Source organism: Dongia rigui, assembly GCF_034044635.1.
Classification (GTDB): domain Bacteria; phylum Pseudomonadota; class Alphaproteobacteria; order Dongiales; family Dongiaceae; genus Dongia; species Dongia rigui.
This window is the reverse complement of record NZ_JAXCLX010000003.1, coordinates 100,067-121,910: the sequence shown is the minus strand read 5'-3', so window position 1 is coordinate 121,910 and position 21,844 is coordinate 100,067. Positions and strand designations below refer to the sequence as shown.

Annotated in this window: 17 protein-coding genes; 9 read left to right on the top strand and 8 right to left on the bottom strand. The window is 63.1% G+C overall.

What is annotated here, in order from left to right; all coding sequences use genetic code 11:
• Positions 1 to 279 precede the first annotated feature (279 nt).
• The 6 genes from recA (at position 280) to SMD31_RS16250 (ending at position 8,265) form a co-directional block, all read left to right on the top strand.
• Complete coding sequence (recA, locus tag SMD31_RS16275; protein ID WP_320501972.1) at positions 280 to 1,362, top strand: recombinase RecA; 1,083 nt, start codon at positions 280 to 282, stop codon at positions 1,360 to 1,362.
• Between the two features lie 211 nt (positions 1,363 to 1,573).
• Positions 1,574 to 2,236, top strand: coding sequence for a molybdenum cofactor guanylyltransferase MobA (gene mobA, locus SMD31_RS16270; RefSeq protein WP_320501971.1), 663 nt, complete (start codon positions 1,574 to 1,576; stop codon positions 2,234 to 2,236).
• Positions 2,237 to 2,281: 45 nt separating this feature from the next.
• Positions 2,282 to 3,658: a hypothetical protein gene (locus SMD31_RS16265; RefSeq protein WP_320501970.1), complete on the top strand. Its 1,377-nt coding sequence runs from the start codon at positions 2,282 to 2,284 to the stop codon at positions 3,656 to 3,658.
• 127 nt (positions 3,659 to 3,785) lie between these two features.
• Positions 3,786 to 5,978: a methyl-accepting chemotaxis protein gene (locus SMD31_RS16260; RefSeq protein ID WP_320501969.1), complete on the top strand. Its 2,193-nt coding sequence runs from the start codon at positions 3,786 to 3,788 to the stop codon at positions 5,976 to 5,978.
• A gap of 74 nt (positions 5,979 to 6,052) precedes the next feature.
• Positions 6,053 to 6,982 carry a 3-hydroxyacyl-CoA dehydrogenase family protein gene (locus SMD31_RS16255; protein ID WP_320501968.1) on the top strand — a complete coding sequence of 310 codons (930 nt, stop codon included), beginning with the start codon at positions 6,053 to 6,055 and terminating at the stop codon, positions 6,980 to 6,982.
• 8 nt (positions 6,983 to 6,990) lie between these two features.
• Positions 6,991 to 8,265, top strand: a complete 1,275-nt coding sequence (locus tag SMD31_RS16250; protein WP_320501967.1) for an NAD(P)/FAD-dependent oxidoreductase — start codon at positions 6,991 to 6,993, stop codon at positions 8,263 to 8,265.
• A gap of 3 nt (positions 8,266 to 8,268) precedes the next feature.
• Here SMD31_RS16250 and SMD31_RS16245 read toward each other — a convergent pair whose 3' ends face one another.
• Together SMD31_RS16245 and SMD31_RS16240 are read right to left on the bottom strand one after the other, a co-directional pair.
• On the bottom strand, positions 8,269 to 9,117 hold the full coding sequence (locus SMD31_RS16245; protein WP_320501966.1) for a lysophospholipid acyltransferase family protein: 849 nt from the start codon (positions 9,115 to 9,117) through the stop codon (positions 8,269 to 8,271).
• 87 nt (positions 9,118 to 9,204) lie between these two features.
• A complete protein-coding gene (locus SMD31_RS16240; RefSeq protein WP_320501965.1) occupies positions 9,205 to 10,119 on the bottom strand; it encodes a sugar kinase in 915 nt (304 codons plus the stop codon).
• Positions 10,120 to 10,434: 315 nt separating this feature from the next.
• Here SMD31_RS16240 and SMD31_RS16235 point away from each other — a divergent pair, with 315 nt between their 5' ends.
• The 3 genes from SMD31_RS16235 to SMD31_RS16225 are packed head-to-tail and all read left to right on the top strand — an operon-like array spanning position 10,435 to position 14,845.
• Positions 10,435 to 11,676, top strand: a complete 1,242-nt coding sequence (locus SMD31_RS16235; RefSeq protein ID WP_320501964.1) for an aminotransferase class I/II-fold pyridoxal phosphate-dependent enzyme — start codon at positions 10,435 to 10,437, stop codon at positions 11,674 to 11,676.
• Positions 11,677 to 11,678: 2 nt separating this feature from the next.
• On the top strand, positions 11,679 to 14,165 hold the full coding sequence (locus SMD31_RS16230; protein WP_320501963.1) for a DNA translocase FtsK: 2,487 nt from the start codon (positions 11,679 to 11,681) through the stop codon (positions 14,163 to 14,165).
• 32 nt (positions 14,166 to 14,197) lie between these two features.
• Positions 14,198 to 14,845, top strand: a complete 648-nt coding sequence (locus SMD31_RS16225; RefSeq protein WP_320501962.1) for a LolA family protein — start codon at positions 14,198 to 14,200, stop codon at positions 14,843 to 14,845.
• An 89-nt stretch (positions 14,846 to 14,934) separates the two neighbouring features.
• On the opposite strand, the gene eda is transcribed toward SMD31_RS16225, so the two are convergent.
• From eda to SMD31_RS16195, 6 genes are all read right to left on the bottom strand, one after another.
• The gene (gene eda, locus SMD31_RS16220; protein ID WP_320501961.1) at positions 14,935 to 15,564 is read right to left on the bottom strand and encodes a bifunctional 4-hydroxy-2-oxoglutarate aldolase/2-dehydro-3-deoxy-phosphogluconate aldolase; all 630 of its coding nucleotides are present in this window, start codon (positions 15,562 to 15,564) and stop codon (positions 14,935 to 14,937) included.
• A gap of 8 nt (positions 15,565 to 15,572) precedes the next feature.
• Positions 15,573 to 16,532: a glucokinase gene (gene glk, locus SMD31_RS16215; RefSeq protein ID WP_320501960.1), complete on the bottom strand. Its 960-nt coding sequence runs from the start codon at positions 16,530 to 16,532 to the stop codon at positions 15,573 to 15,575.
• A complete protein-coding gene (edd, locus tag SMD31_RS16210; RefSeq protein WP_320501959.1) occupies positions 16,529 to 18,343 on the bottom strand; it encodes a phosphogluconate dehydratase in 1,815 nt (604 codons plus the stop codon). Before edd ends, glk begins: the two co-directional genes overlap by 4 nt.
• 8 nt (positions 18,344 to 18,351) lie before the next feature.
• A complete protein-coding gene (gene pgl / locus SMD31_RS16205; protein ID WP_320501958.1) occupies positions 18,352 to 19,050 on the bottom strand; it encodes a 6-phosphogluconolactonase in 699 nt (232 codons plus the stop codon).
• Positions 19,050 to 20,543 carry a glucose-6-phosphate dehydrogenase gene (gene zwf, locus SMD31_RS16200; RefSeq protein ID WP_320501957.1) on the bottom strand — a complete coding sequence of 498 codons (1,494 nt, stop codon included), beginning with the start codon at positions 20,541 to 20,543 and terminating at the stop codon, positions 19,050 to 19,052. Before zwf ends, pgl begins: the two co-directional genes overlap by 1 nt.
• A gap of 160 nt (positions 20,544 to 20,703) precedes the next feature.
• Positions 20,704 to 21,825 (bottom strand): ABC transporter ATP-binding protein, encoded by a 1,122-nt coding sequence (locus tag SMD31_RS16195; protein ID WP_407652150.1) that lies wholly within the window; start codon positions 21,823 to 21,825, stop codon positions 20,704 to 20,706.
• Positions 21,826 to 21,844 lie beyond the last annotated feature (19 nt).

The following is a 21,844-nucleotide window of genomic DNA, read 5'->3' as shown; positions in this document are numbered from 1 at the left end:
AGCATCTTTTAAGATTAATTCTTATTCCGGCTCGATTAATGCGAAACAGCCGATTCGAGCGGCACGGATTGCGGCCGTGAACCGGGCCGGCAGCCAGTTCCATTGTGGCGCTCGGCCGCGCAAATCCACCATATCTTGTTGGTTTTGGGGAAAAATCTCGCAATCGTTCTCTTTTCGATCTAATTCCTTTACAAGCGGAACAAAGAATGTACATATAGCTTCATTCGGCGCCGAATTGTCACTGCTGCGGTGCTGTGATCTAAGGTGGGAGAGACGCTTATGTCGCAGAACGTCGTGCGGATTACGGACAGGGACGGCAAAGATAATATGGATAAGAACAAGGCATTGGATGCGGCGCTGTCGCAGATTGAGCGCGCCTTCGGCAAGGGCTCGATCATGCGTCTGGGCTCCAGCGAGCAGGCGGTTGAAACCGAAGTTGTTTCAACGGGTTCGCTGGGTCTTGATATCGCGCTGGGCATCGGCGGCCTGCCGCGCGGCCGCATCGTCGAGATTTACGGCCCGGAAAGCTCGGGCAAGACGACCCTGGCTCTCCAAGTCTGCGCCGAGGCCCAGAAAGCCGGTGGTACCTGCGCCTATGTCGATGCCGAACACGCGCTTGACCCCTCTTATGCCACCAAGCTTGGCGTCAATGTCGGCGACCTCTTGGTGTCGCAGCCGGATGCCGGCGAACAGGCGCTGGAAATTGCCGATACGCTGGTGCGCTCCGGCGCCATCGACATCCTGGTGATCGATTCCGTGGCAGCCCTGGTGCCGCGCGCCGAACTCGAAGGCGAAATGGGCGACAGCCATGTCGGCCTCCATGCCCGCCTGATGAGCCAGGCGCTGCGCAAGCTGACCGGTTCGATCAGCCGCTCGAAGACCATGGTCATCTTCATCAACCAGATCCGCATGAAGATCGGCGTCATGTTCGGCAACCCGGAAACGACGACCGGCGGCAACGCGCTGAAGTTCTATGCCTCGGTCCGTCTCGACATCCGCCGCATCGGTGCGATCAAGGACAAGGAAACCGTGGTCGGCAACCAGACCAAGGTGAAGGTGGTCAAGAACAAGCTGGCGCCGCCGTTCCGGGTGGTCGAATTCGACATCATGTATGGCGAAGGCATTTCCAAGATGGGCGAGCTCATCGATCTCGGCGTCGCCGCCGGGGTGGTGGAGAAGTCCGGTGCCTGGTTCTCCTATAGCGGCCAGCGCATCGGCCAGGGTCGCGAGAACGCCAAGTCGTTCCTGCGCGAAAATGGCGCCATGGCCAAGGAAATCGAACAGAAGATCCGCGCCAATGCGGGCCTGGTCGCCGGCGCCATGATGGATGCCAGTGGCGAAAAGGAAGTGTCAGAGGATTAAACAATCGCCGTCGGTCTCGGCCGGCGGCTCTGGTCTCTCTCCGGCAAACGCGCCGATCCGGGCCTTGCGCCCTGGGCCGGCGCGTTTCGTCGTTTTGGCACGGGCGTTTTGGCACAGGCGTTTTGGCACAGGCGTTTTGACCCGGCGCTTTGGCAGGGGCACGCGCGCCACGGGGTTCTCAAGAAAATCCGTGTCATGCTAGCCTTCGCTGATGCCGCTCCGTTCGATTCCTGGTCAGCCCACGCCGATCCCTGCCATCCTGCTGGCTGGTGGCCGCGCATCACGCCTGGGCGGTGGCGATAAGTGTCTGCGCCTGTTGGGAGGCCGACCCCTCCTCGACCACGTCATTCAGAACCTCCGTCCCCAAGTCCGCGAAATGGTGGTCAACGCCAACGGCGATCCCACCCGCTTTGCCAAGTTCGGCCTGGAGGTCGTGCCGGATGAGATTGCGGGGCAGCCGGGTCCGCTCGCTGGGATTCTGGCCGGCCTGGACTGGGCGGCCAGCCAGCGGCCGGGTTCCGAATACGTCCTCAGCGTGTCGACCGATTGTCCCTTTTTGCCGGCGGATCTGGTAGCGCGGCTGGGAGAGGCCGCCCAAGCCGGTGCCCATATCGCTATTGCCGCCAGCAACGGTCGCAGGCATCCGGTGATCGGCCTGTGGCGGGTCGCCTTGCGCAAGGATCTGCGCCTCGCGTTGGGGCTCGAGAATCTGCGCAAGGTCGAAGCCTTCTGTGATCGCCATCGCACCAGTGCGGTAAATTTCCCGGGCGTCGTGAACCTCCCGGGCGGCGCCGTCGACCCTTTCTTCAATGCCAACACACCCGAAGATCTGGCGCTGGCCGAAGGCCTCCTCAAAACGCCGGGCCGCGGGTGAATGCGTCATCGTCCCAGCCGTCACCCTCTCAGGGAAAAAAACATCGTGACCCGAACCCTTGCCGTCCCGGCTTATCGTCCGCATCAGCTTCTTGCCGCTACGGCACTGGCCCTCATGGCTCTCGCCTGGCCGCATCTGGCCTGGGCCGAGGATCTATCGCCGGATGAAAAGAAGTTGGTTTGCGCCGACCGGCCGACCTGCCAGGTGACGCAGGTGACGCCCGCTGGAAAGGGCGCCAAGGGCGAGAGGCTGCGCATCGCCGACCTGGTCTTCGGACTTGCCGACCTCCCCAATTATTTCCCGGAGGAAGGATGCCGCTCCACCGAGGAAGCGCTCGAGAACATGGACAAGGTCGATGGCGGGCGCGAGATCTGGCTGCTGGCCGATGGTGCCCCGCCGGTCAAACTGCTGCCGCTCTGCAATGACGGCTATGGTTCGGCGCAGACGGGCTATGACGAAATCGAGGTCGGCGACAACCGCCTCACCCACACGCAATCGGGTGGCTCGGCCTGGCGCTGGGATACGGCAACGACCTTCCAATTGTCGCCGCTCGCACTGATCGGCGAGAGCGACTGCTCTTATCACAATGCCGCACCTGAGACAGGCGAACTGACGGTGGTCGACCGCCGCAAGCTGGAAGCGCGCGCGTTTGCGCCGGCACCGCGCAAGGATTGGTCGGACGCCGAAATCGGCTGTCCAGTGGCAACGACCGATTTCGCCAAGCCACTCGATCCGCAGCCGGAGCCGGGTGTCGTCGCCGCTTACGCTGTGCCGATGCCCTTCGATGTTGACCCGTCACCCCTGCCGGCGGGAACGACCCTTGGCACCTGCGGCCTGTCGGTGAAGAGCGATGGCAGCAAGGGCTTCCTGGTCTATGGCAAGCCGGCCGCCGCCGGCGATGCCGCCGAAATGCGCGTCATCGCCGAGACCGGCAAATCGCTCCTCATTCAGGTCTATGATCCATTGGCGGCACAAGCTGTGGCCGGTGCCTCCTGGATCAGCCGCCCGCATGTCGAGATCTGGACTGCGGCCGAAGGCGAGCAGCCGGAAGGCGACACGGAGCAGGGGCCGGTGAAGCAGTATTTCCAGCTCGGCATCGGCCTCGATGGCAGCGTCAATGTCGGCGCCAGGAAACCGGCCGCCCTGCCCAAGGTGACAAGCTGGCCGGGCAAGGATGAAGCCGGTCGCGACGTGACCGTGCTGCGGGTCACCTGGGACGACGAGGCGGCGCTGATCTATGGCGTGGGCGTTGTCTATTCGCAGGCCGAAGGCGGCAAGCAGGCCCGCCTTGCTGCCACCGCGCCGATCAAGAAAAACAAACCGCTGTTTCTTCCTGGCATCTGGCACAACAGCCAGGATGAATCCGGGGCACCCGGCGGCATGTGCGAATTCTCAGGCGAAAGCCACCAGCTCGATCTTTGAGCCTGCGGCGCCGTGTTGGAGGCCCTGGCTTGGCGCGCCGTAGGTCGTCGATCCTGTTAAAATCCTATTAATTGGGAATTAAGTATCTCACCGCATGCTCTCCGTTAGCTAACAACGGGGAGAGATCATGTCTGAGCTGTCAAAGGCAGCCCGGCCGGGAAAGTCTGGCCATATGGGTCTGCGTGCACGCGTCATGCTGTCCGGCATTGCGGTGCTGCTGGTGGGTATTCTAGGTGCCGGTGGCGTTGCGGCTTGGATGGCCTATGACCAAGCCAAGAGCGACGCAGCTGCGAATCTGAAGGCGATCGCGACCGGCACGGGCCGACAGGTGACCGGCTTCATCCAATCCGCCGTTGACGTCGCGGAAACCGAGGCAAGGTTGATGGAGGGTGCCAAGGCAGGCCAGATGCCGCGCAGCTTCATTAAATCGCTGGCCGTTTCGGTCATTCGCGCGCATCCGGAATTTGTGGGTACCACTGTCGCCTTCGAACCTAACGGTTATGATGACGATGCGCCGTTTGCCGGCAAGAAGCCGGCGACGGATGCCGACGGCAATTACGTTCCAGTCTATGTCGACAGCATGAGTGGTGACGCGCCTGAGCAGGATGAAACCGGGCGTTTCGTTCCTTATTACTATAACACCTCCGATAAGGGGGTTGCGATCGTTCCGCTCATTATGACGATCGAGGCGGGGATCCAGGGTTGGTATATCGACCCTCTGCAGGCCAAGCGAACGATGCTGACGCCGCCCTATATCTATCCGGTCGAGAACGTCGACGTGCTGATGTCAACTATCAGCGTACCGATGATGCATGAGGGCAAGGCTTTCGGCATTGCAACGATCGATATGCCGCTCACCAAAGTTACCGAGACACTGGCGGCAATCAAACCGATGGGCGACGGTCAAGTCCTGTTGCTGAGCCATGACGGGGTATGGGCGGCCAATCCCGATCCGGAGCGCATCGGGCAGCCGATCGGCAAGACCAAAGATGGTGATTTTGCCGGCGAGGTCGATCTGAAACCGATGTATGAGTCCTACGTTGCCGGCAAATTGACCGAACCGGTGATGCAAATGGATGCCAGCGGTGAGCATTTCGTGGTTTTTGCTCCGATCAGCTTCCGTGGACCGGCTGAGGTTTGGACGCTCGTGCTGCAAGTGCCGGTGGCAACTGTCCTCAAAGATGCCAATGAACTCATCTACACGCTGATCGTCATTGTTGCTGTGGCACTGATTCTCGGTGCCCTGATGTTCGCCTGGCTCGGGAACCGCATTGCCAAGCCTATCGTCGCGCTGGCCAAAGTCACTTCAGATGTCTCACACGGTAATTTCGCGGCGATCGTGACAGGCGTCGAGCGCGGTGACGAGCTCGGTGAGCTGGCGCGATCGGTCGAGGTTCTGAAACAGGGGCAGCAGGAGAAGCTGCGCCTCGAAGAAGAGCAGAAGCTTGCAGCCGAACGGGCCGAGGTCGAGAAGCGCACCGCGATGAAGGCATTGGCGGACGGTTTCGAACGCTCGGTGAAAGGCGTCGTTGATAGCGTCACGACTTCCGCTCAGCAATTGCAAAAGCACGCCCAGTCGATGTCCAAGGTCGCAGAAGGCGCAACGAGCAAGATCGGCGAGGCTTCTGGCGCCACAGACAATGCCTCGGGCAGTGTCGATGCGGTGGCAGCGGCGGCCGAGCAGCTCTCGGCCTCGATCAGCGAGATCAGCCGCCAGGTTGCAAGTTCGTCGGACGTGGCGCGAACGGCCGTTGGCGAGATCGGACGGGCCAACGACACGATGAAGAACCTGGTCGTCGTCTCGGAGCGGATCGGCGAAGTGGTGAAGCTCATCACTGCCATTGCCGAGCAAACCAACCTCTTGGCGCTCAACGCCACGATCGAGGCGGCGCGGGCAGGCGAAGCCGGCAAGGGCTTTGCCGTCGTCGCCAATGAGGTGAAGGCCCTGGCCAGCCAGACGACCAAGGCGACGGAAGGTATTTCGGTCGAAATCCAGGCGATCCAGAGTTCGACTGACAACGTGGCAAAGGCCATGGCGAGCGTCACCAGCACGATCGAGCGTATCGATGAGATTTCAAGCTCGATCGCCGCGGCGGTCGAGGAACAATCGGCAGCGACGCGGGAGATCTCGTCGAACGCCCAACAGGCGTCCAGCGGCACGCAATCCGTGCGGCAGAATATCGACGGTGTCGAAAGTGCCGTGCGCTCGGCTAGCGATACCGCTGCAGGGGTCCTCAATGCCGCCGAGATGATGGCGGAACAGGCGAAATCTCTCAACCGCGAGGTCGAGAGTTTCATCGCCGAAGTTCGCGCCAGCTAAGAAACCGCTCGACCGGTCCGGGTCACCTATCCTAGCCTCCTGCACAATCGTTCAGAAACGTGCAGGAGGCAGGTATGGGGGCGGAACGCATTGCCGTGATCGGCAACGGCATCATCGGACATGGCGTGGCACAGGTCTTTGCCGCCGCTGGTCATCCGGTCCAGATGATCGGCCGCAACCAGGCAAGCCTCGATACAGCGCTTGGCAAGATAAAGGCCAGTCTCGCCGAGTTCGTCGCCAATGATCTGATGACAAGCATGGAAGCGACGGCCGCGATCGGGCGCATCGCCACCGGCACGACGTTGGACGCCACCCGCGATGCCGCCATGGTGATCGAGGCGGTCACCGAGGACTTGCCGCTGAAACTGAAGATCTTCGGCGAGCTCGATGCGCTGTGCCGGCCAGAGACGATCCTTGCTTCCTCCAGCGGTCAGCCGGCCAGCGCACTGATCGCCAATGTCAAACGCCCTGCGCGCGTGATCGCCACGCATTTCTGGTATCCGCCGCAGCTCATTCCTCTGGTTGAAATCTGCGGCGGTCCTTACTGCGCCCCGGATGTTGTCGCGCGCACGGTGGCGCTGGTGCGCGGTACCGGCAAGGAACCGGTCGTCATCGAGAAGGAGGTCAAAGGCTTCATCGGCAACCGCCTGCAATTTGCACTGCTGCGCGAAGCCTGGGCGCTCTGGGCCGATGGCATCGCCTCGGCGGAAGCAATCGATGCCGTGGTAAAGGCATCGTTCGGTCGCCGCATCGACATCACCGGTCCGATTGAATCGGCCGATATCGGCGGTTTGGCCACGATGGTGAGCTTCGGCAACTCGCTTATCCCGGATCTGTCGACGGCGCCCCAGGCGCCGGAGAAAGTCGACGCATTGCTGAAGACTGACGGCATGCCGGGAATCTATGACTGGCAGAAGCGAGACGCCGCCGCCTTGCGGGCCAAGCGCATGACGGAGCTCTTCCGCTGGCTGAAGGCCGACCGGGCGGCCAAAGACGCAAAATGAGCAACGCCATGAAGACCGATCCTTATTGGTGGGAAGCGGCACCGCGGCCGGCGTTGACGGCAACGGATCTGCCGAGAGATATCGATGTGGCCATTGTCGGCTCCGGCTATACCGGGCTGATTGCGGCACTCAAACTGGCGGAGGCCGGCCGCTCCGTGGCGGTCTTCGACAGCAACGCCATCGGCTCCGGCGCCTCCAGCCGTAATTCCGGTTTCGTCGGTCGTACCCTCAAATATTCCTTCGGCGATCTGGTGAAGGCCAAGGGCCTCGACCACGCGATCGCGACCTATCAGGAGATGCAGGCAGCCTTTCAGGCCGTCGCCGACACGGTGGCCGAATATGCCATCGACTGCGCCTTCAAGGTGCATGGTCGCTTGGTCCTGGCGGAGACCGCGCGCCAGTTCGAAGATATCAAGCGCGAATATGAACTGCGCCATCGGCATCTCGGTTCGCCTTTCGATATCCTTGGCCGCGATGCCTTGCCAAGGGAGATCGGCAGCCCGCGCTATGTCGGTGGTGTCGTTCTGCCGGATCTGGCGTCGATCCATCCGGGCCTTTATCACGCCGGATTGCTGCGTGCGGTGGTCCCGCGCGGCATTCAGTTGCATCCCTTTACCCGGGTGAGCGGCATTGGTCGGGACAGCGCGGGCTTCAAAATCGCCACGGATCGGGGTCATCTGCAGGCACGGGACGTGATCCTGGCGACCAATGGCTATACCGACGGCCTGCTGCCTTGGCTGCAGCGTCGGCTTATTCCCTTCGATGCCTGGCAGATGGCAACCGAGGAATTGCCGCAAGGGTTGATCGATCAGCTGCTGCCCCATGACCGGACCTATATCGACAGCTTCATGAATGTCGATGCGATCCGGCGGGCGCCAGATGGCAATCGCATCCTCTATACCGGCAAGACCGGCACCCGCAGCGATCAAGCAACCATGGCAAAGCGCCTGATGCGGGAATTGCAGGCGACGTTCCCCGACCTCAAAGGCGTTGGCGTCTCGCATAGCTGGACCGGGCGCTGTGCTGCCACGTTCGATCTGCTGCCGCATCTGGGGACCCATGAAGGTATTCACTTTGCCGTCGGCTATTGCTTTGCCGGGCTGCCGATGGGCTCGCATTTCGGGCGATTGCTGGCACAGCGGATCCTGGCGCCGGGTTCGGTCAAATCGGTCTTTGCCGACCGGCCGTTCAAGACGGTGCCGTTCTACCAGGGCAACAACTGGTTCGTGCCCTGGATGATGCGGTATTACGATTTGAAGGAAGGGAAGCGGCACGCCGCCTGAAGATCAGCCGATGATGCCGCTGGCCCCGGGCCGTGTCGCTGGATTGCCGAGCCATTCGGTGCGCTGGCGTAAGTAACGGCACAGTTCGAGCGGGTCGCGGGTCGCTGCGATCTCGGAATAAGGGATGACGTCGCCGATGGTGACGCGAAAGGCGCCGCCGATCTTGTTCGACACTTCGTGCAGCAGGAAGGCAAGGCGCGCGGTCATACTGATATGGCTGGCGATCTGGAAGAGGCGGCTGTTCTGGCCGTGGAAGAACATCGGCACGACGGTTGCCTGCGACGCGTGAATGAGGCGCGCGGTAAAGGGCTTCCAGTCGAGGTCGACGGCCTGGCGCGCGAACGGCGTCGGCGTCGTGGCGACACCGCCGGCCGGAAACACGATCAGGCAGCCGCCACCGGCTAGATGCTGTCGCGCGATCGACCGCGTCTTCAATGTGGTTGCCTGTGCTTCGGGGCCAGGATCGAAATCGATGGGCAGGATATAGCGCTGGATATCGGCATCAGGCGGATAGAGCCTGGAATTGGTCAGAACCTTGAAGTCGTCGCGCACGCGATTGGCAAGATGGCCGATCAAGAGGCCGTCGATCAGGCCGAACGGATGATTGGCGATGATGACCAGCGGACCCGTGGTCGGCAATTGCGCCAGACGACCGGCGTCGTAATCGAGCTGCAACTGCAGGAGGCGCATGGCGGCCTCCCAGAAATCGGTCGACCCGTCCATCTCCGCCTGGTAAAGATCGTAAAGACGCTTCAGGCGCAGCTGGCCGCTGAGGATCTCGATCGCCCGGATCGACAAGCGCGCCAGGCGCGAATCATAGGCACTGGAATAGGTGAGGGAGAGGCTGCTCATCCGGCGATCTATAGCGGCAGCAGGTTGCCGCCATGTCGCAATCGGGTGAAATTGGCGTGACACTCATTCGGGCCAGAGCACACTTTCCTATTCGCGTGCAGTGCTGAGGACCGAGAACGGCGTCAACGCGCCGCGAACACCAATGGCCAAGGCGGCCACGCGGTGGGCGAAGGCGGCGGCGTCGGCAGGTTCACGGCCCTGCAGTCGTGCAGCAAGGTAGCCGCCATTGAAAGCATCGCCGGCGCCGGACGTGTCGACGGCCTTGACGCCTGGCCGGGCCGGACTCTCGGCGACGCGGCCGTCGTGGCAGAGCAAAGCCGCTTGCCCGCCATTCTTGACCACACATTCGCGCACGCCGAGATCCGTGATCCGTCGCCCGGTCGCGGCAGGGTCCACATCGTCGAACAGGCTGCGCTCGTCATCGAAGGTCGGCAGCACGATATCGGCCACGTGCTCGGCTTCGGTGATGGCCGCTGCCGCAATTGCGCGGTCCGGCCACAGGCGCGGGCGGTAGTTGGGATCGAAGGCGATGAGGCTGCCTTGCGCGCGGGCAACGGTCACAGCCGCCAGCAGAGCGCGGCGCGACGTGGGCGTCAGGATCGCCAGCGTGATCCCTGAGAAATAGATGAGCTTGCGGTCCTTGAGGCTGCCGGCCAATGCCGCGCTATCGTCGGCGAGCCGGCGTGCCACGGAATCGCCGCGCCAATAGGTAAAGCTGCGTTCCGCCCCGTCCAGGGTGATGGCGTAGAGTCCGGGCCGGCCGCCGGCGATATGGGGGCTGTTGGCCGTGCCGACGTGATGCTGGGCAAAGAAGGCGAGTTGCCGGCGCGAGAACTCGTCATCGCCGAAGGCCGAGACGTAATCGGTGGTGACGTTGCTCGGCAGCAGGCCACGCAAGGTCCACAGCGTATTGAATGTGTCGCCGGCAAAGCCCATCTGCCAGCCATCCCGGCCGTCAGGCGCAAACTCGACCATGCACTCGCCGATGGCGGCAATTTTCATCACGTGTCCCCAGGGCAAGCCGACGCGCCTTGCCTCTCTCAGGCTTCGAAAGCGTAATATTACGCATACGATATTACGCTATTTAGGTATTTGTCAATTGTCGAACACAGATGGAACCTTTCGGGACCATCGGCACGATATCGCCTAGTGGAGCGGAATCTGCGTTAATACAAGCACTTGATGGCAGACTCTTAAGACATTAGTGTCGTTCCCGGCTTGTGCTGGTTTGTACTCTTTCGAGTCGCATCCGAGTCGCGCCCGAGTCGGCCTTTGATGTAGCTTGCATTTTTGCCCAGACGGGCCAGGGTTTCGAGAATGAATCAGGATCGCGTCGAGTCGCTCGCCCAGTTTCACCCTTTCACGCGGCTGAACAAGCTGCTGGAAGGGACCCAGCCCGGGGGTGGCAATACGCCTTTGCTGTTATCGCTCGGCGAGCCGCAATTCCAGCCCCCGGCCTTCGCCACCGACGCCATCGCCAACGCAAAAGAACTGTGGAGCAAGTATCCCCCGACGATCGGCAATGTGGAGTTCCGGGCGGCCGCCAAGGCCTGGCTGGTGCGGCGCTATGGGATCGAGCCCGGCTTCATCGACGCCGATCGCATGATCGTGCCGGTTTCCGGGACGCGCGAGGCGTTGTTCCACATCGCCCTCTCCGCCGTGGCGGCGGGCCTGCCGAAGGGCAAGGCGAAGGTACTGATGGCCAACCCCTTCTACCACACCTATGCCGGTGCGGCGGTCGTGGCCGGCGGCGAACCGGCCTTCCTGCCGGCCGGCCCGGAAACTGCGTTCCTGCCCGATCCCGAGGCCGTGCCCGTGTCGCTGCTCCAGGAAGCGGCGATGGTCTATCTGTGTTCGCCCGCCAATCCGCAAGGGTCGGTTGCCGATGCCGCCTTCTGGCGCCGCTGGATCGAGCTTGCGCGCCGTCATGACTTCGTGATCGCGGCCGATGAATGCTATGCCGAGATCTATACCGGCGCGCCGCCGGCCGGTGCCATCGAGGCGGCGCAAGCCAGCGGCTCATGCGACAATGTGCTGGTCTTTCATTCGCTCTCCAAGCGCTCCAGCGCGCCGGGCATGCGATCAGGTTTCGTGGCCGGCGATGCCAGATTTATTTCGCGCCAGGCGCAACTCATCAATTATGGCGGTGTTGCGGTGCCGCTGCCGATCCTCGCCGCTTCGACCTTGCTGTGGTCCGATGAAGCCCATGTGACTGAAAACCGCCAGCGCTACCAGGCCAGCTTCGATCTGGCGCAGAAGGCTCTGGGGCCGATCTTCGGCAATGTGAAGCCGGGTGGCGGGTTTTTCCTGTGGCTCGACGTGGGCGATGGCGAGAAGGCGGCGGTGGAATTGTGGCGGCAGGCGGCGATCAAGGTGCTGCCGGGCGGCTACATGGCGCGGGTCGATGCCAATGGACGTAATCCCGGTGCGCCGTTCATCCGCGTCGCGCTGGTCTATGAGCCGCAGCAATTGGCGGGGGCGCTGGAGCGGATGGCGGGTGTTCTGGGCAGCTTCATGGCTGCCGGAGCTGAGATGAAGATGTCGAGCGGGGGACAGTAACTATGGCGACAAATGGCGCACGCGGCGGCGGCATGACGATGCCATCGGGCTTGGGCTTCGGCGGCCCCGGCGGCTTCACCAGCTTCGTGCAGCGGCGGTTGCTGGAAGGCCTCGGCATCGTGCTGATGCTGGCGGGCTTTGCCTATCTGCTGGCGCTGTTGACGGCCAATGGCACGGATCCGTCCTTCAACCGCGCCACTGACGCGTCGGTGGCCAATGTGCTGGGCGGCCCGGGCGCGGTCTTCTCGGATTTCGTCCTGCAAGGGCTGGGCCTCGCGGCACTGGTGCCACCGGCCGCCCTGCTGGCTTGGGGTGTGGCGCTGCTGCGCGATCATTTCATCGGCCGCATGTGGTTGAAGCTGCTGCTGCTGCCTGTCACCAGTCTTCTGCTCGCCACCGCATTTGCCGCCCTGCCGGGAACCGGTGAATGGCCATGGATTGCCGGCCTCGGTGGGCTTGCCGGCCATATGATCCTGGTGGGCTCTGGTGGGACAAGCGGCCTTGGTGGCTTTGTCGCGCAATTTGCCGGCGGGGTCGACTTTGCCTTGATCAGCCGCTTGCTTGCGATGGCGTGCCTCGCCGCTGGCCTCGTCGCCCTCTATCACAGCCTGGGAATCGGGCTCGGCGGTTATGTGCGTTTCGGGCGCGGCGTTGCGCGTATGGGGCGCAACATGGGCGAAGTGATCGATCGCGGACGTTCCGGCATTGGCGGTGGTGGCTTCAAGCTGCGGCTGCCGACATTCGGGCGTCGTGCCGACAGTGAGGCACCGCGGGACAATGCGCGGCGCGAGCCACGTTTCGGCAATGACGGCAACGAGCGCGGCCGTGTGGCGATCGAGATCCCCAGCCGCGTGGCGGAAGCGGAAGAACGTGGCCGTGGCGAGCGACTGGTCGTGACGCCAACCGCGAAAGCCAAGGAAAAGGCCAAGCCGACCAAAAGCAAGGATTCGCGCCAAGCGAAACTAGTGCTGGAGGAAAGCGCCTTCGAACTGCCGCCGGTCGATATTCTTTCGCGGCCCACAGCAAATCTCGCCGTGCAGCGCATCAACGAGGAGAGCCTCGAGAAGAACGCACGCCTGCTCGAAACCGTACTCGACGATTTCGGCGTCAAGGGCGAGATCGTCAAGGTGCGCCCCGGTCCCGTGGTGACGCTCTACGAACTCGAACCGGCGCCGGGCACCAAGACCAGCCGCGTTGTAAGTCTTGCCGATGACGTCGCGCGTTCGATGAGCGCCGTCTCGGTCCGCATCGCCGTCGTCCCCGGCCGCAGTGTCATCGGCATCGAGTTGCCGAACCGCGAGCGCGAGGTCGTCGCTTTCCGCGAACTGATCGAGGATGAAAGCTACCAGGGCAGCCAGAGCCGCCTGGCATTGGTGCTCGGCAAGGATATCGGCGGCGCGCCCATCGTGGTCGATCTCGCGCGCATGCCGCATCTCCTCATTGCCGGCACCACGGGTTCAGGCAAGTCGGTCGCCATCAACACCATGATCCTGTCGCTGCTCTATCGCCTGACGCCGGAGCAGTGCAAGTTCATCATGATCGACCCGAAGATGCTGGAACTCTCCGTCTATGACGGTATCCCGCATCTGCTGTCACCCGTGGTGACGGAACCAAAGAAGGCGATCGTGGCCCTGAAATGGGTCGTGCGCGAAATGGAGAACCGCTACCGCGCCATGTCGCGCCTGGGTGTGCGCAACATCGACGGCTTCAACCAGCGCCTCGAGCAGGCACGTGCGGCGGGCGAAACACTGACCCGTCGCGTGCAGACCGGCTTCGACCCCGAGAGCGGCCAGCCGATCTATGAGGAAGAGCCGTTCGATCTCACCGCCCTGCCTTTCATCGTCGTCGTCGTCGACGAAATGGCCGACCTGATGCTGGTCGCCGGCAAGGAGATCGAGGCGGCGATCCAGCGTCTGGCGCAGATGGCGCGTGCCGCCGGCATTCACATCATCATGGCGACACAAAGGCCGTCGGTCGATGTCATCACCGGCACCATCAAGGCCAATTTTCCGACACGTATCAGCTTCCACGTCACCACCAAGATCGACAGCCGAACAATTCTTGGTGAGATGGGGGCTGAGCAGCTGTTGGGCCAGGGCGACATGCTCTATATGGCCAATGGCGGTCGCATCACCCGCGTCCATGGCCCGTTCGTTTCGGACCGTGAAGTGGAATCGATCGTGCGCTTCCTCAAGGAACAGGGCGAACCAGCCTATATTGAGGAAGTCACGCAGGATGACGAAGAGGGCGAGGGTCTTGACAATATCGATGGTGAACCCGGCGGCGGTTCAGGCGACGAACTCTATGACCGCGCCGTGGCCATCGTCACGCGTGAGAAAAAGGCATCGGTCAGCTTCGTCCAGCGCCATCTTCAGATCGGCTACAACCGTGCCGCCCGAATCGTCGAGCGGATGGAAAAGGAAGGCGTCGTTTCCCAGGCCAATCATGTCGGCAAGCGCGAGGTCCTGGCGCGCGGCATGGACGATTGAGGCCGTTACCATTGAACGAAAGGTTTCCCATCGTGACTGATTTCACCTTTTCGCGGCGTCAGTTGCTGACAGCGGCGGGTGCCATGGCGTTGCTCGGCGCGCTGGGGCCATTGGCTCGGCCGGCTTTTGCGCGCGCCGTGCCGGCCAATCTGACGCCGCAGGACGAGGCGGATCTGAAACGGATCCAGGACTACCTCAACGGCATCACGACGATGCGGGCGAAGTTTCAGCAATATTCCGAGAAGGGCGGCATCGCCTTCGGCACGATCTCTCTGAAGCGTCCGGGTTTCATTCGCATTGAATACGAGCCGCCGTCACCGATGCTGATCGTCTCGGACAGCGTGTCGCTGCATTACTATGACCCGGAACTCGATCAGATCAACCGCGTGCCGGTATCATCCTCGCCGCTATGGTTCCTGCTGCGTGATGACGTCGAGCTGGGCGGCGATGTGACTGTGACGGCGTTCAAGCGCTCGCCGGCCGCCTTCGAGTTGACCATCCGTCAGACCAATGACGCCGATGAAGGCAAGGTCATTCTGGAGCTGGGCGACAAGCCCATGGAACTGCGCCAATGGACGGTGGTCGATCAGAAGAACGAGCAGGTGCGTGTCGGCCTGTTCGAAGCGCAGTTCGGCATGGACCTTGACCAGCAGCTCTTCCGCGTGCCGAAGAAGAAATAGGCCGCGCGTACTGGGGTGGTCGCGGGGCCTCAGGATCCGAGGCTGAACTCCGGCGCCCTCCTCAGGCCCGCATCCTCAGGCCTGCATCCTCAGGCCTGTGTCGACGCGACAAACTGGTGGCTGAGCGCCTTGATCTCTTCCCACTTCTTTTCCTGCACCATCTTGCGCGGTGCCGGCATGGATGATCCGACCGCGGCGACATGGGCGAGGGCCAGGTAGTCCCGAGCGTTGTCCGGCGAGACACCACCTGTGGGGCAGAAATGATTGTCCGGGAAGACATCGCCCCACGCCTTCAGCGTCGCCGGGCCGCCCAGGGTCGCGGCGGGGAAGAACTTGAAGGCATCGAGGCCGAGCGCACGGCCGCGCATCACCTCGCCCGGCGTCGCGGCACCGGGCAGATAGGGCAGGCCCAGATCGAGTGCCAGCTTGACGAGGTCTTCCGAGAAGCCGGGGCTGACCGCGAAATCGGCGCCGGCGGCATGGGCGCGCTTCAAGTCATCGGCGGAGAGGACCGTACCAACGCCGACCGACAGGCCATCAACAGCCCCGCGCAGGCGCTTGATCGCCTCGAGGCCGGCTGCGGTGCGCAAGGTGATCTCCATGCTGGAGAGACCGCCGGTGCGCAACGCCTGGGCGAGGGGCAGCGCGTCTTCAATCGCATCGATCACGATGACGGGAATGGCGCGAGCCTGGCGGATGATCTTGGCGATCGGGGACATGGTGGCAGTCATTGGTCACCTTGATTGAGAGTTGCAGCGGCGCCGAGCAGCGCCAGGGTGTTGTCGAGAATGACATAGATCGGCATGTCGGCCAGCAACGACGATAAGCGTCCCTTATTCGTGAAGCGCTCCTCGAAGGGGCTGTCGAGCAGGATGGGCAGGAGGCGGGGCACGATACCGCCGCCGATATAGACGCCACCCGTCGAGCCCAGGATGAGGGCGAGGTCGCCGGCGGCCGAACCCAGGATCGCGCAGAAGCGCCGCAAAGCATCGCGCGCGATGCGCTCGCCCTGTTCGAGGCCGCGCGCCGTGATCTCGGCCGGACTCGGCCGTTCGGCGGCTTTGCCGGCCTGCACACTGAGGAATTCGTAGATGTTGACGAGACCTTCGCCAGAGAGGAGTCGCTCGCATGAGACGCGGCCGAAACGCGCTTGCAGGTAGCGCAGCATTTCGATCTCGAGATCGTCCTGGGGGGCAAAGCCGACATGGCCGCCTTCGCCGGCGAGGGCCACCCAGCCGCCATGCTGGTCGCAGACCAAACCCGAAACGCCGAAGCCGGTCCCTGGGCCAAGCACGGCGCGCGGTGCCTTGGGCTCGGACGTTCCGCGTCGCACATTGTGCAGTCCCTCGGGGCGCACATGCGGCACACCTAAGGCCAGGGCCTCGAAGTCATTGATGGTGGAGAGACGCGACCAGCCGAAATGCCGGGCGGTCTCGTTGCGCGAAAAGTGCCATGTAGAGTTGGTGAACTCGATCTCGTCTTCACGGGCCGGGCAGGCAACGGCGAAACAAGCGAGTTCCGGCTTCGCATTGGCCCAGTCGAGATAGGCGGTGATGGCGTTGCCGATATTGGGGTAGTCGGCCGCCGACAATGTCTTCATGCGATCAAGGCCGATACCCGGGCGAGACAGGGCAAAGCGCGCGTTGGTCCCGCCAATATCGGCAACCAGGGCGAGGGATGCGCTCATACGATCCCTTCCCAGCCGAAGCTGGCCGCGCCATGTTCAGCGCCGCCGACCAAGGCGCGGAAGCCGGCAAAGAGCTCGCGCCCACAGCCCGCTTCATGGGCGCTGGTATCCGGAACGTCGCTCTTGCGGGTTGCAAGGTCCGGCGCCTTGACGTTGAGCTCGCCCGTCTCCGTGTCGAGGCGGATGATGTCGCCGTCGCGGATGCGGGCGATTGGCCCGTCGGCAACGGCCTCGGGCGAGAGATGGATCGCCGCCGGCACCTTGCCGGATGCGCCCGACATACGGCCGTCGGTCACGAGTGCGACTTTGTAGCCGAGATCCAGCAACACGCCCAAGGCCGGGGTCAGTTGATGGAGTTCCGGCATGCCGTTGGCGCGGGGGCCCTGGCCCTTCACGACGACCACCACGTCCTTGTGCAGCAGGCCATCCTTGAAGGCCTTCTGCACAGCATGCTGGCTGGTGAAGACCATGGCGGGCGCCTCGATGACACGGTGCGTCGGTTTCACGGCCGAGACCTTGATGATCGACTGCCCGAGATTGCCGCCGAGAACGCGAATGCCGCCATCCGGCGCGAAGGGGTTGCTGGCCGGGCGCAGCACATCGAGGTCGAGCGACTGGGCCGGTGCGTCGCGCCAGCGCAGCTGATCGCCATCGAGATAGGGTTCCTGCGCATAGGCCTCGAGACCATCGCCGACCAATGTCTTGACGTCGCGATGCAGGAGGCCGGCGCCGAGCAATTCGCGCACGAGGAAGCCGAAGCCGCCGGCGGCCTGGAAGTGATTCACGTCCGCCTGGCCATTGGGATAGATGCGGCACAGCAACGGCGTCACACCGGAGATGTCGGCGAAATCCTGCCATTCCAGCTTGATGCCGGCGGCCGCGGCGACGGCGATCAGGTGAATGGTGTGATTGGTGGATCCGCCCGTCGCCACCAGGCCAACGATGGCATTCACCAGGGCCTTCTCATCGACCATCTCGCCGATCGGCCGGTAGTCATTGCCAAGAGCTGTGGCGCCCGCGACGCGCTTTGCGGCGGCGGCAGTGAGCGCCGCGCGCAAGGGCGTGCCGGGGTTGACGAAGGCGGCGCCCGGCATGTGCAGGCCCATCACTTCCATCAGCATCTGGTTGCTGTTGGCCGTGCCATAAAAAGTGCAGGTGCCGGGCGCGTGGTAGGACGCGGCCTCGGCCTCCAGCAACTCCTTCCTGCCGACTTTCCCTTCGGCATAAAGCTGGCGGATGCGCGACTTCTCGGCATTGGGCAGGCCGGACGGCATCGGGCCGGCAGGGACGAAGACGGTTGGCAGATGGCCAAAGCTCAAGGCGCCGATCAGCAGCCCCGGAACGATCTTGTCGCATACACCCAGCATGAGGGCAGCATCGAACATGTCATGCGACAGCGACACGGCGGTTGCCATGGCGATGACGTCGCGGCTGAACAGCGACAATTCCATGCCCGTCTGGCCCTGGGTGACGCCATCGCACATTGCCGGAACGCCACCGGCGAATTGCGCCGTGGCATGGCCGGCAACTGCCGCCTTGATCTGTTCCGGATAATCCTTGAGCGGCTGGTGGGCTGACAGCATGTCGTTATAGGCCGAGACGATGCCGAGATTGGGCAACGTCGTCCCTATGAGGGCTTCTTTCTCAGAGGCCGAGCAGGCGGCAAAGCCGTGGGCGAGGTTGCCGCAGGAAAGATGCCCGCGCTTGACGCCCTTGGCGCGTGCCTCGGCGATACGGCCCAGATACTTCTCGCGGCTCGCTTTGCTGCGGGCGCGGATGCGGGTGGTGACGGTTTCGATGGTGGGATGCATGGTGTGCCTCATGCGCCTGTGAAGATGTCGACCGGCGTGCGGGTCTGTCGCAACAGGGCCGCGATCGGGTAGGTATCAGCGTTGATATCGGCCATCGCCCGGTCCAGCACAATCCGTTTTTCGGCACCCGTCACTGCCAGCAGCACATGGCTGCAATCGACGAGCGCCGAAAGGGTCAGGCCGATGCGCGGATGTCCCTTGGCCGGCTCGGGCAAGACCATGATATCGGCCTTGTTATTGAGGTCGAGCGCTGCCGGTGTTTGCTGGCGGCCCGGGAAAAGCGAGGCAAAATGCCCGTCTTCGCCCATGCCGAGAAAGACACTGGAAAAGGGGCGGGGCAGCTTGGCCAAGGCGGCGGCAACAGCATCGACAGCCTCGGCCGGTGTCGCGGTCTGTCGATAGAGCCCGAGGACCCCGGCAGCGGATGCCTCGCCCTGCAACAGATGCCGGCGGATCAGCCCTTCATTGCTGTCGGGATGCTCGATGCCGACCCAGCGTTCATCGCAGGGCACCACCGTCACTTTGTCCCAGGCAAAGGGTGTAGCAGCCAAATGCTCGAAGACTGCGACTGGCGTCGTGCCGCCAGGGACGATCAAAATGGCGCTGCCATGAGCACTCACGGCCGCCTGCAGGTCCTTGACGATCTGGGCCGCAACGGCCGCAACCAAGGCGCCGCGGTCGGCATATTCGGCCGTCCGAACGGTCACTAAATATCGTCCTCGTGCCAGGTGCGGCCATCCCGTTCAATGAGCGCGATGGCGGCACTCGGTCCCCAGGAGCCAGCCGCATAGGGCTTGGGCGCCAGGGCCGTGTCGGACCAGCCTTGCTGAATGCCGTCGATCCAGCGCCAGGCGGCTTCCAATTCATCGAGGCGCATGAACAAGGCCGGCCGGCCGCGGATGACATCGAGCAGCAGGCGCTCATAGGCATCGGGCGAGCGTCCGCCGAAGGTCTCGGCAAAGGAGAGATCGAGCGCCGTCTGGCGCAGCTTCAACTCGCCGGGACCGCGTCCCTTGTTGAGCATGATGAGGCGGATGCCTTCATCGGGCTGCAGCCGCATCACCAGCTTGTTGGGATGGATCGTACCGGCCGATTCCGGATAGGGCGAATGCGGCGGCGTCTTGAACTGCACCACGATTTCGGAGGATCGCGACGGCAGGCGCTTGCCGGTGCGGATGTAGAAGGGTACGCCCGCCCAGCGCCAGTTCTCGATGGCGACTTTGATCGCCACAAAAGTCTCGGTATTGCTGTGGGCCTCGGAATCGGTTTCCTCGAGATAGCCCGAAACCGTCTTGCCAGTGATGTTGCCGGCCTTGTATTGCCCCCGCACGGTTGCATGGGCGACGTCGGCGGCATGGATCGGCTGCAGGGCGCGCAGAACCTTCAGCTTCTCGTCACGGATCATGTCCGCATCCAGCGTCGAGGGCGGCTCCATCGCGGTCAAGCAGATCAGCTGCAGCAGATGGTTCTGCACCATGTCGCGCAGCGCGCCGGATTCATTATAGTATTTCCAGCGACCGCCGACCCCGACGGTCTCCGCGACCGAAATCTGCACATGGTCGATATAGGTGCGGTTCCACAGCGGTTCGAACAGGGCATTGGCAAAGCGCAGCACCATCAGGTTCTGCACCGTCTCCTTGCCGAGATAGTGATCGATGCGATAGGTCTGCGGCTCGGTAAAGGCCTTGGCGACAGCGGCGTTGATCTCATGTGCCGAGGCGAGGTCCTTGCCCAGCGGCTTCTCAAGGACGAGGCGCGAGGCCGGGGTCACGAGATTGAGCGCCTTCAGATTGGCGGCAATGGGACCGAAAATATCCGGTGCGGTCGCCAGATAGAAGGCGCGCACCACCTCCTCGCGCCCTTTGAGCAGCGTGGCGAGGCTCTCATAGCTTTTGATGTCCGTGGCATCGAGGCCAAGATAGGTAAGGCGCGTCGCGAAACTGGCCCAGGATTGCTCGTCAAACTGCCCGTCCTTGGTGCCGTCGCCGGAATGGGTGATGCAATCGTCATGCATCATCTTGACGAAATCTTCGTTCGCCATCGCCCCCCGGGAGACGCAGATGATGCGGCCGTCATCGGGCAGGCGCTGTTCGCGGGCGAGATGGTAAAGCGCCGGAATCAGTTTGCGGCGGGCAAGGTCGCCGCGCCCGCCAAAAACGATCATGTCGAATGGCTGAGAAATCAGGGTGTTACGCTGCATTTGGGGTCCCTACGGGGGCGGATCGAATGAATGATTGCGCTGGCATCGGCCACAGTTTGCCCCGACTGGCCGCCGGGTGCCAACCCTTGATCAGCGGCAATCGCCTGATTCTGCTCGATTCTGCCCAAACGTATTATTTCAGCAGCGGCTTCCCGCCGAACTAATTCAGCCGCGCCTCCGTCGCCGGGTCAAAGAGGCTGCTGCGGCTGAGATCGAAGGCAAAGCGCAAGGTGCCACCGGTCCCGGCAATGTCCTGCGGGCGGACCCGCGCCACGGCGCTGGCGCCACCCATGGTGAAATAAGCGAGCGTGTCGGCGCCGGTCGGCTCGACGACATCGATCTCCGCCTCGATCTCGGCGCTGGCACTCGCACGTTCGTGGCTGCCGGCAATGGAGATGGCTTCGGGGCGGACGCCGAGGACGATATCGCGGCCGACCCAACCCTGGATGTCGGATGTCGGCTGCGCCAGCGGCAGGAAACGCGGGCCTTCGTTGCCATGCGCCCTGACGGCCGCGGTGACGCCCAGGCGCCCATCCTGCTGGGCAATTTGCCCGCGCAGGAAGTTCATCGCCGGCGCCCCGATGAAGCCCGCCACATACATGTTCGCCGGCCGGTCATAGATTTCGGCGGGGGTCGCGAATTGCTGGACCAGGCCATCCTTCATGATGGCGATGCGGCTTGCCAGGGTCATCGCCTCGATCTGGTCATGGGTCACGTAAACGATCGTCGTGCCGAGGCGCTGGTGCAGCTTCTTGATTTCGGTGCGCATTTCCACGCGCAACTTGGCATCGAGATTGGAGAGCGGTTCGTCGAATAGGAAGACCTTCGGCTCACGCACCAGGGCACGGCCGATGGCGACGCGCTGGCGCTGGCCGCCGGAAAGCTCGCCGGGCTTGCGCGCCAGCAGATGCTCGATCTGCAGCAGCTTGGCGACCTTGGCCACTGCCGCCTCGCGCGCCGGGCGCTCGACGCCCCGCATCTCAAGCCCGAACGCCATGTTTTTGGCCACATTCATATTGGGATAGAGGGCATAGGACTGAAACACCATGGCGATGTCTCGGTCCTTGGGGTGAACGTTGTTGATGACCCGGTCGCCGACGCGGATTTCGCCGGAGCTGACATCCGTCAGGCCGGCAATAATGTTGAGGAGGGTGGACTTGCCGCAACCGGACGGCCCCAGCAGGACCAGAAACTCGCCATCGCCGAGCTCGATATCGATACCCTTCAGGATATCGACCTGAGCATAACTTTTACGGACTTCGCGAATACTGAGCTGCGCCATCTGTTCTTTCTCCGTCACG

Bases quoted from the DNA above. Each gene is read 5' to 3' on its own strand.
- edd (WP_320501959.1), bottom strand. From the start codon at position 18,343: ATGCATCCCACCATCGAAACCGTCACCACCCGCATCCGCGCCCGCAGC.
- recA (WP_320501972.1), top strand. From the start codon at position 280: ATGTCGCAGAACGTCGTGCGGATTACGGACAGGGACGGCAAAGATAAT.
- SMD31_RS16235 (WP_320501964.1), top strand. From the start codon at position 10,435: ATGAATCAGGATCGCGTCGAGTCGCTCGCCCAGTTTCACCCTTTCACG.
- SMD31_RS16245 (WP_320501966.1), bottom strand. From the start codon at position 9,117: ATGAGCAGCCTCTCCCTCACCTATTCCAGTGCCTATGATTCGCGCCTG.
- SMD31_RS16255 (WP_320501968.1), top strand. From the start codon at position 6,053: ATGGGGGCGGAACGCATTGCCGTGATCGGCAACGGCATCATCGGACAT.
- SMD31_RS16230 (WP_320501963.1), top strand. From the start codon at position 11,679: ATGGCGACAAATGGCGCACGCGGCGGCGGCATGACGATGCCATCGGGC.
- eda (WP_320501961.1), bottom strand. From the start codon at position 15,564: ATGTCCCCGATCGCCAAGATCATCCGCCAGGCTCGCGCCATTCCCGTC.
- SMD31_RS16195 (WP_407652150.1), bottom strand. From the start codon at position 21,825: ATGGCGCAGCTCAGTATTCGCGAAGTCCGTAAAAGTTATGCTCAGGTC.
- glk (WP_320501960.1), bottom strand. From the start codon at position 16,532: ATGAGCGCATCCCTCGCCCTGGTTGCCGATATTGGCGGGACCAACGCG.
- SMD31_RS16260 (WP_320501969.1), top strand. From the start codon at position 3,786: ATGTCTGAGCTGTCAAAGGCAGCCCGGCCGGGAAAGTCTGGCCATATG.
- SMD31_RS16250 (WP_320501967.1), top strand. From the start codon at position 6,991: ATGAAGACCGATCCTTATTGGTGGGAAGCGGCACCGCGGCCGGCGTTG.
- SMD31_RS16240 (WP_320501965.1), bottom strand. From the start codon at position 10,119: ATGAAAATTGCCGCCATCGGCGAGTGCATGGTCGAGTTTGCGCCTGAC.
- zwf (WP_320501957.1), bottom strand. From the start codon at position 20,543: ATGCAGCGTAACACCCTGATTTCTCAGCCATTCGACATGATCGTTTTT.
- mobA (WP_320501971.1), top strand. From the start codon at position 1,574: ATGCCGCTCCGTTCGATTCCTGGTCAGCCCACGCCGATCCCTGCCATC.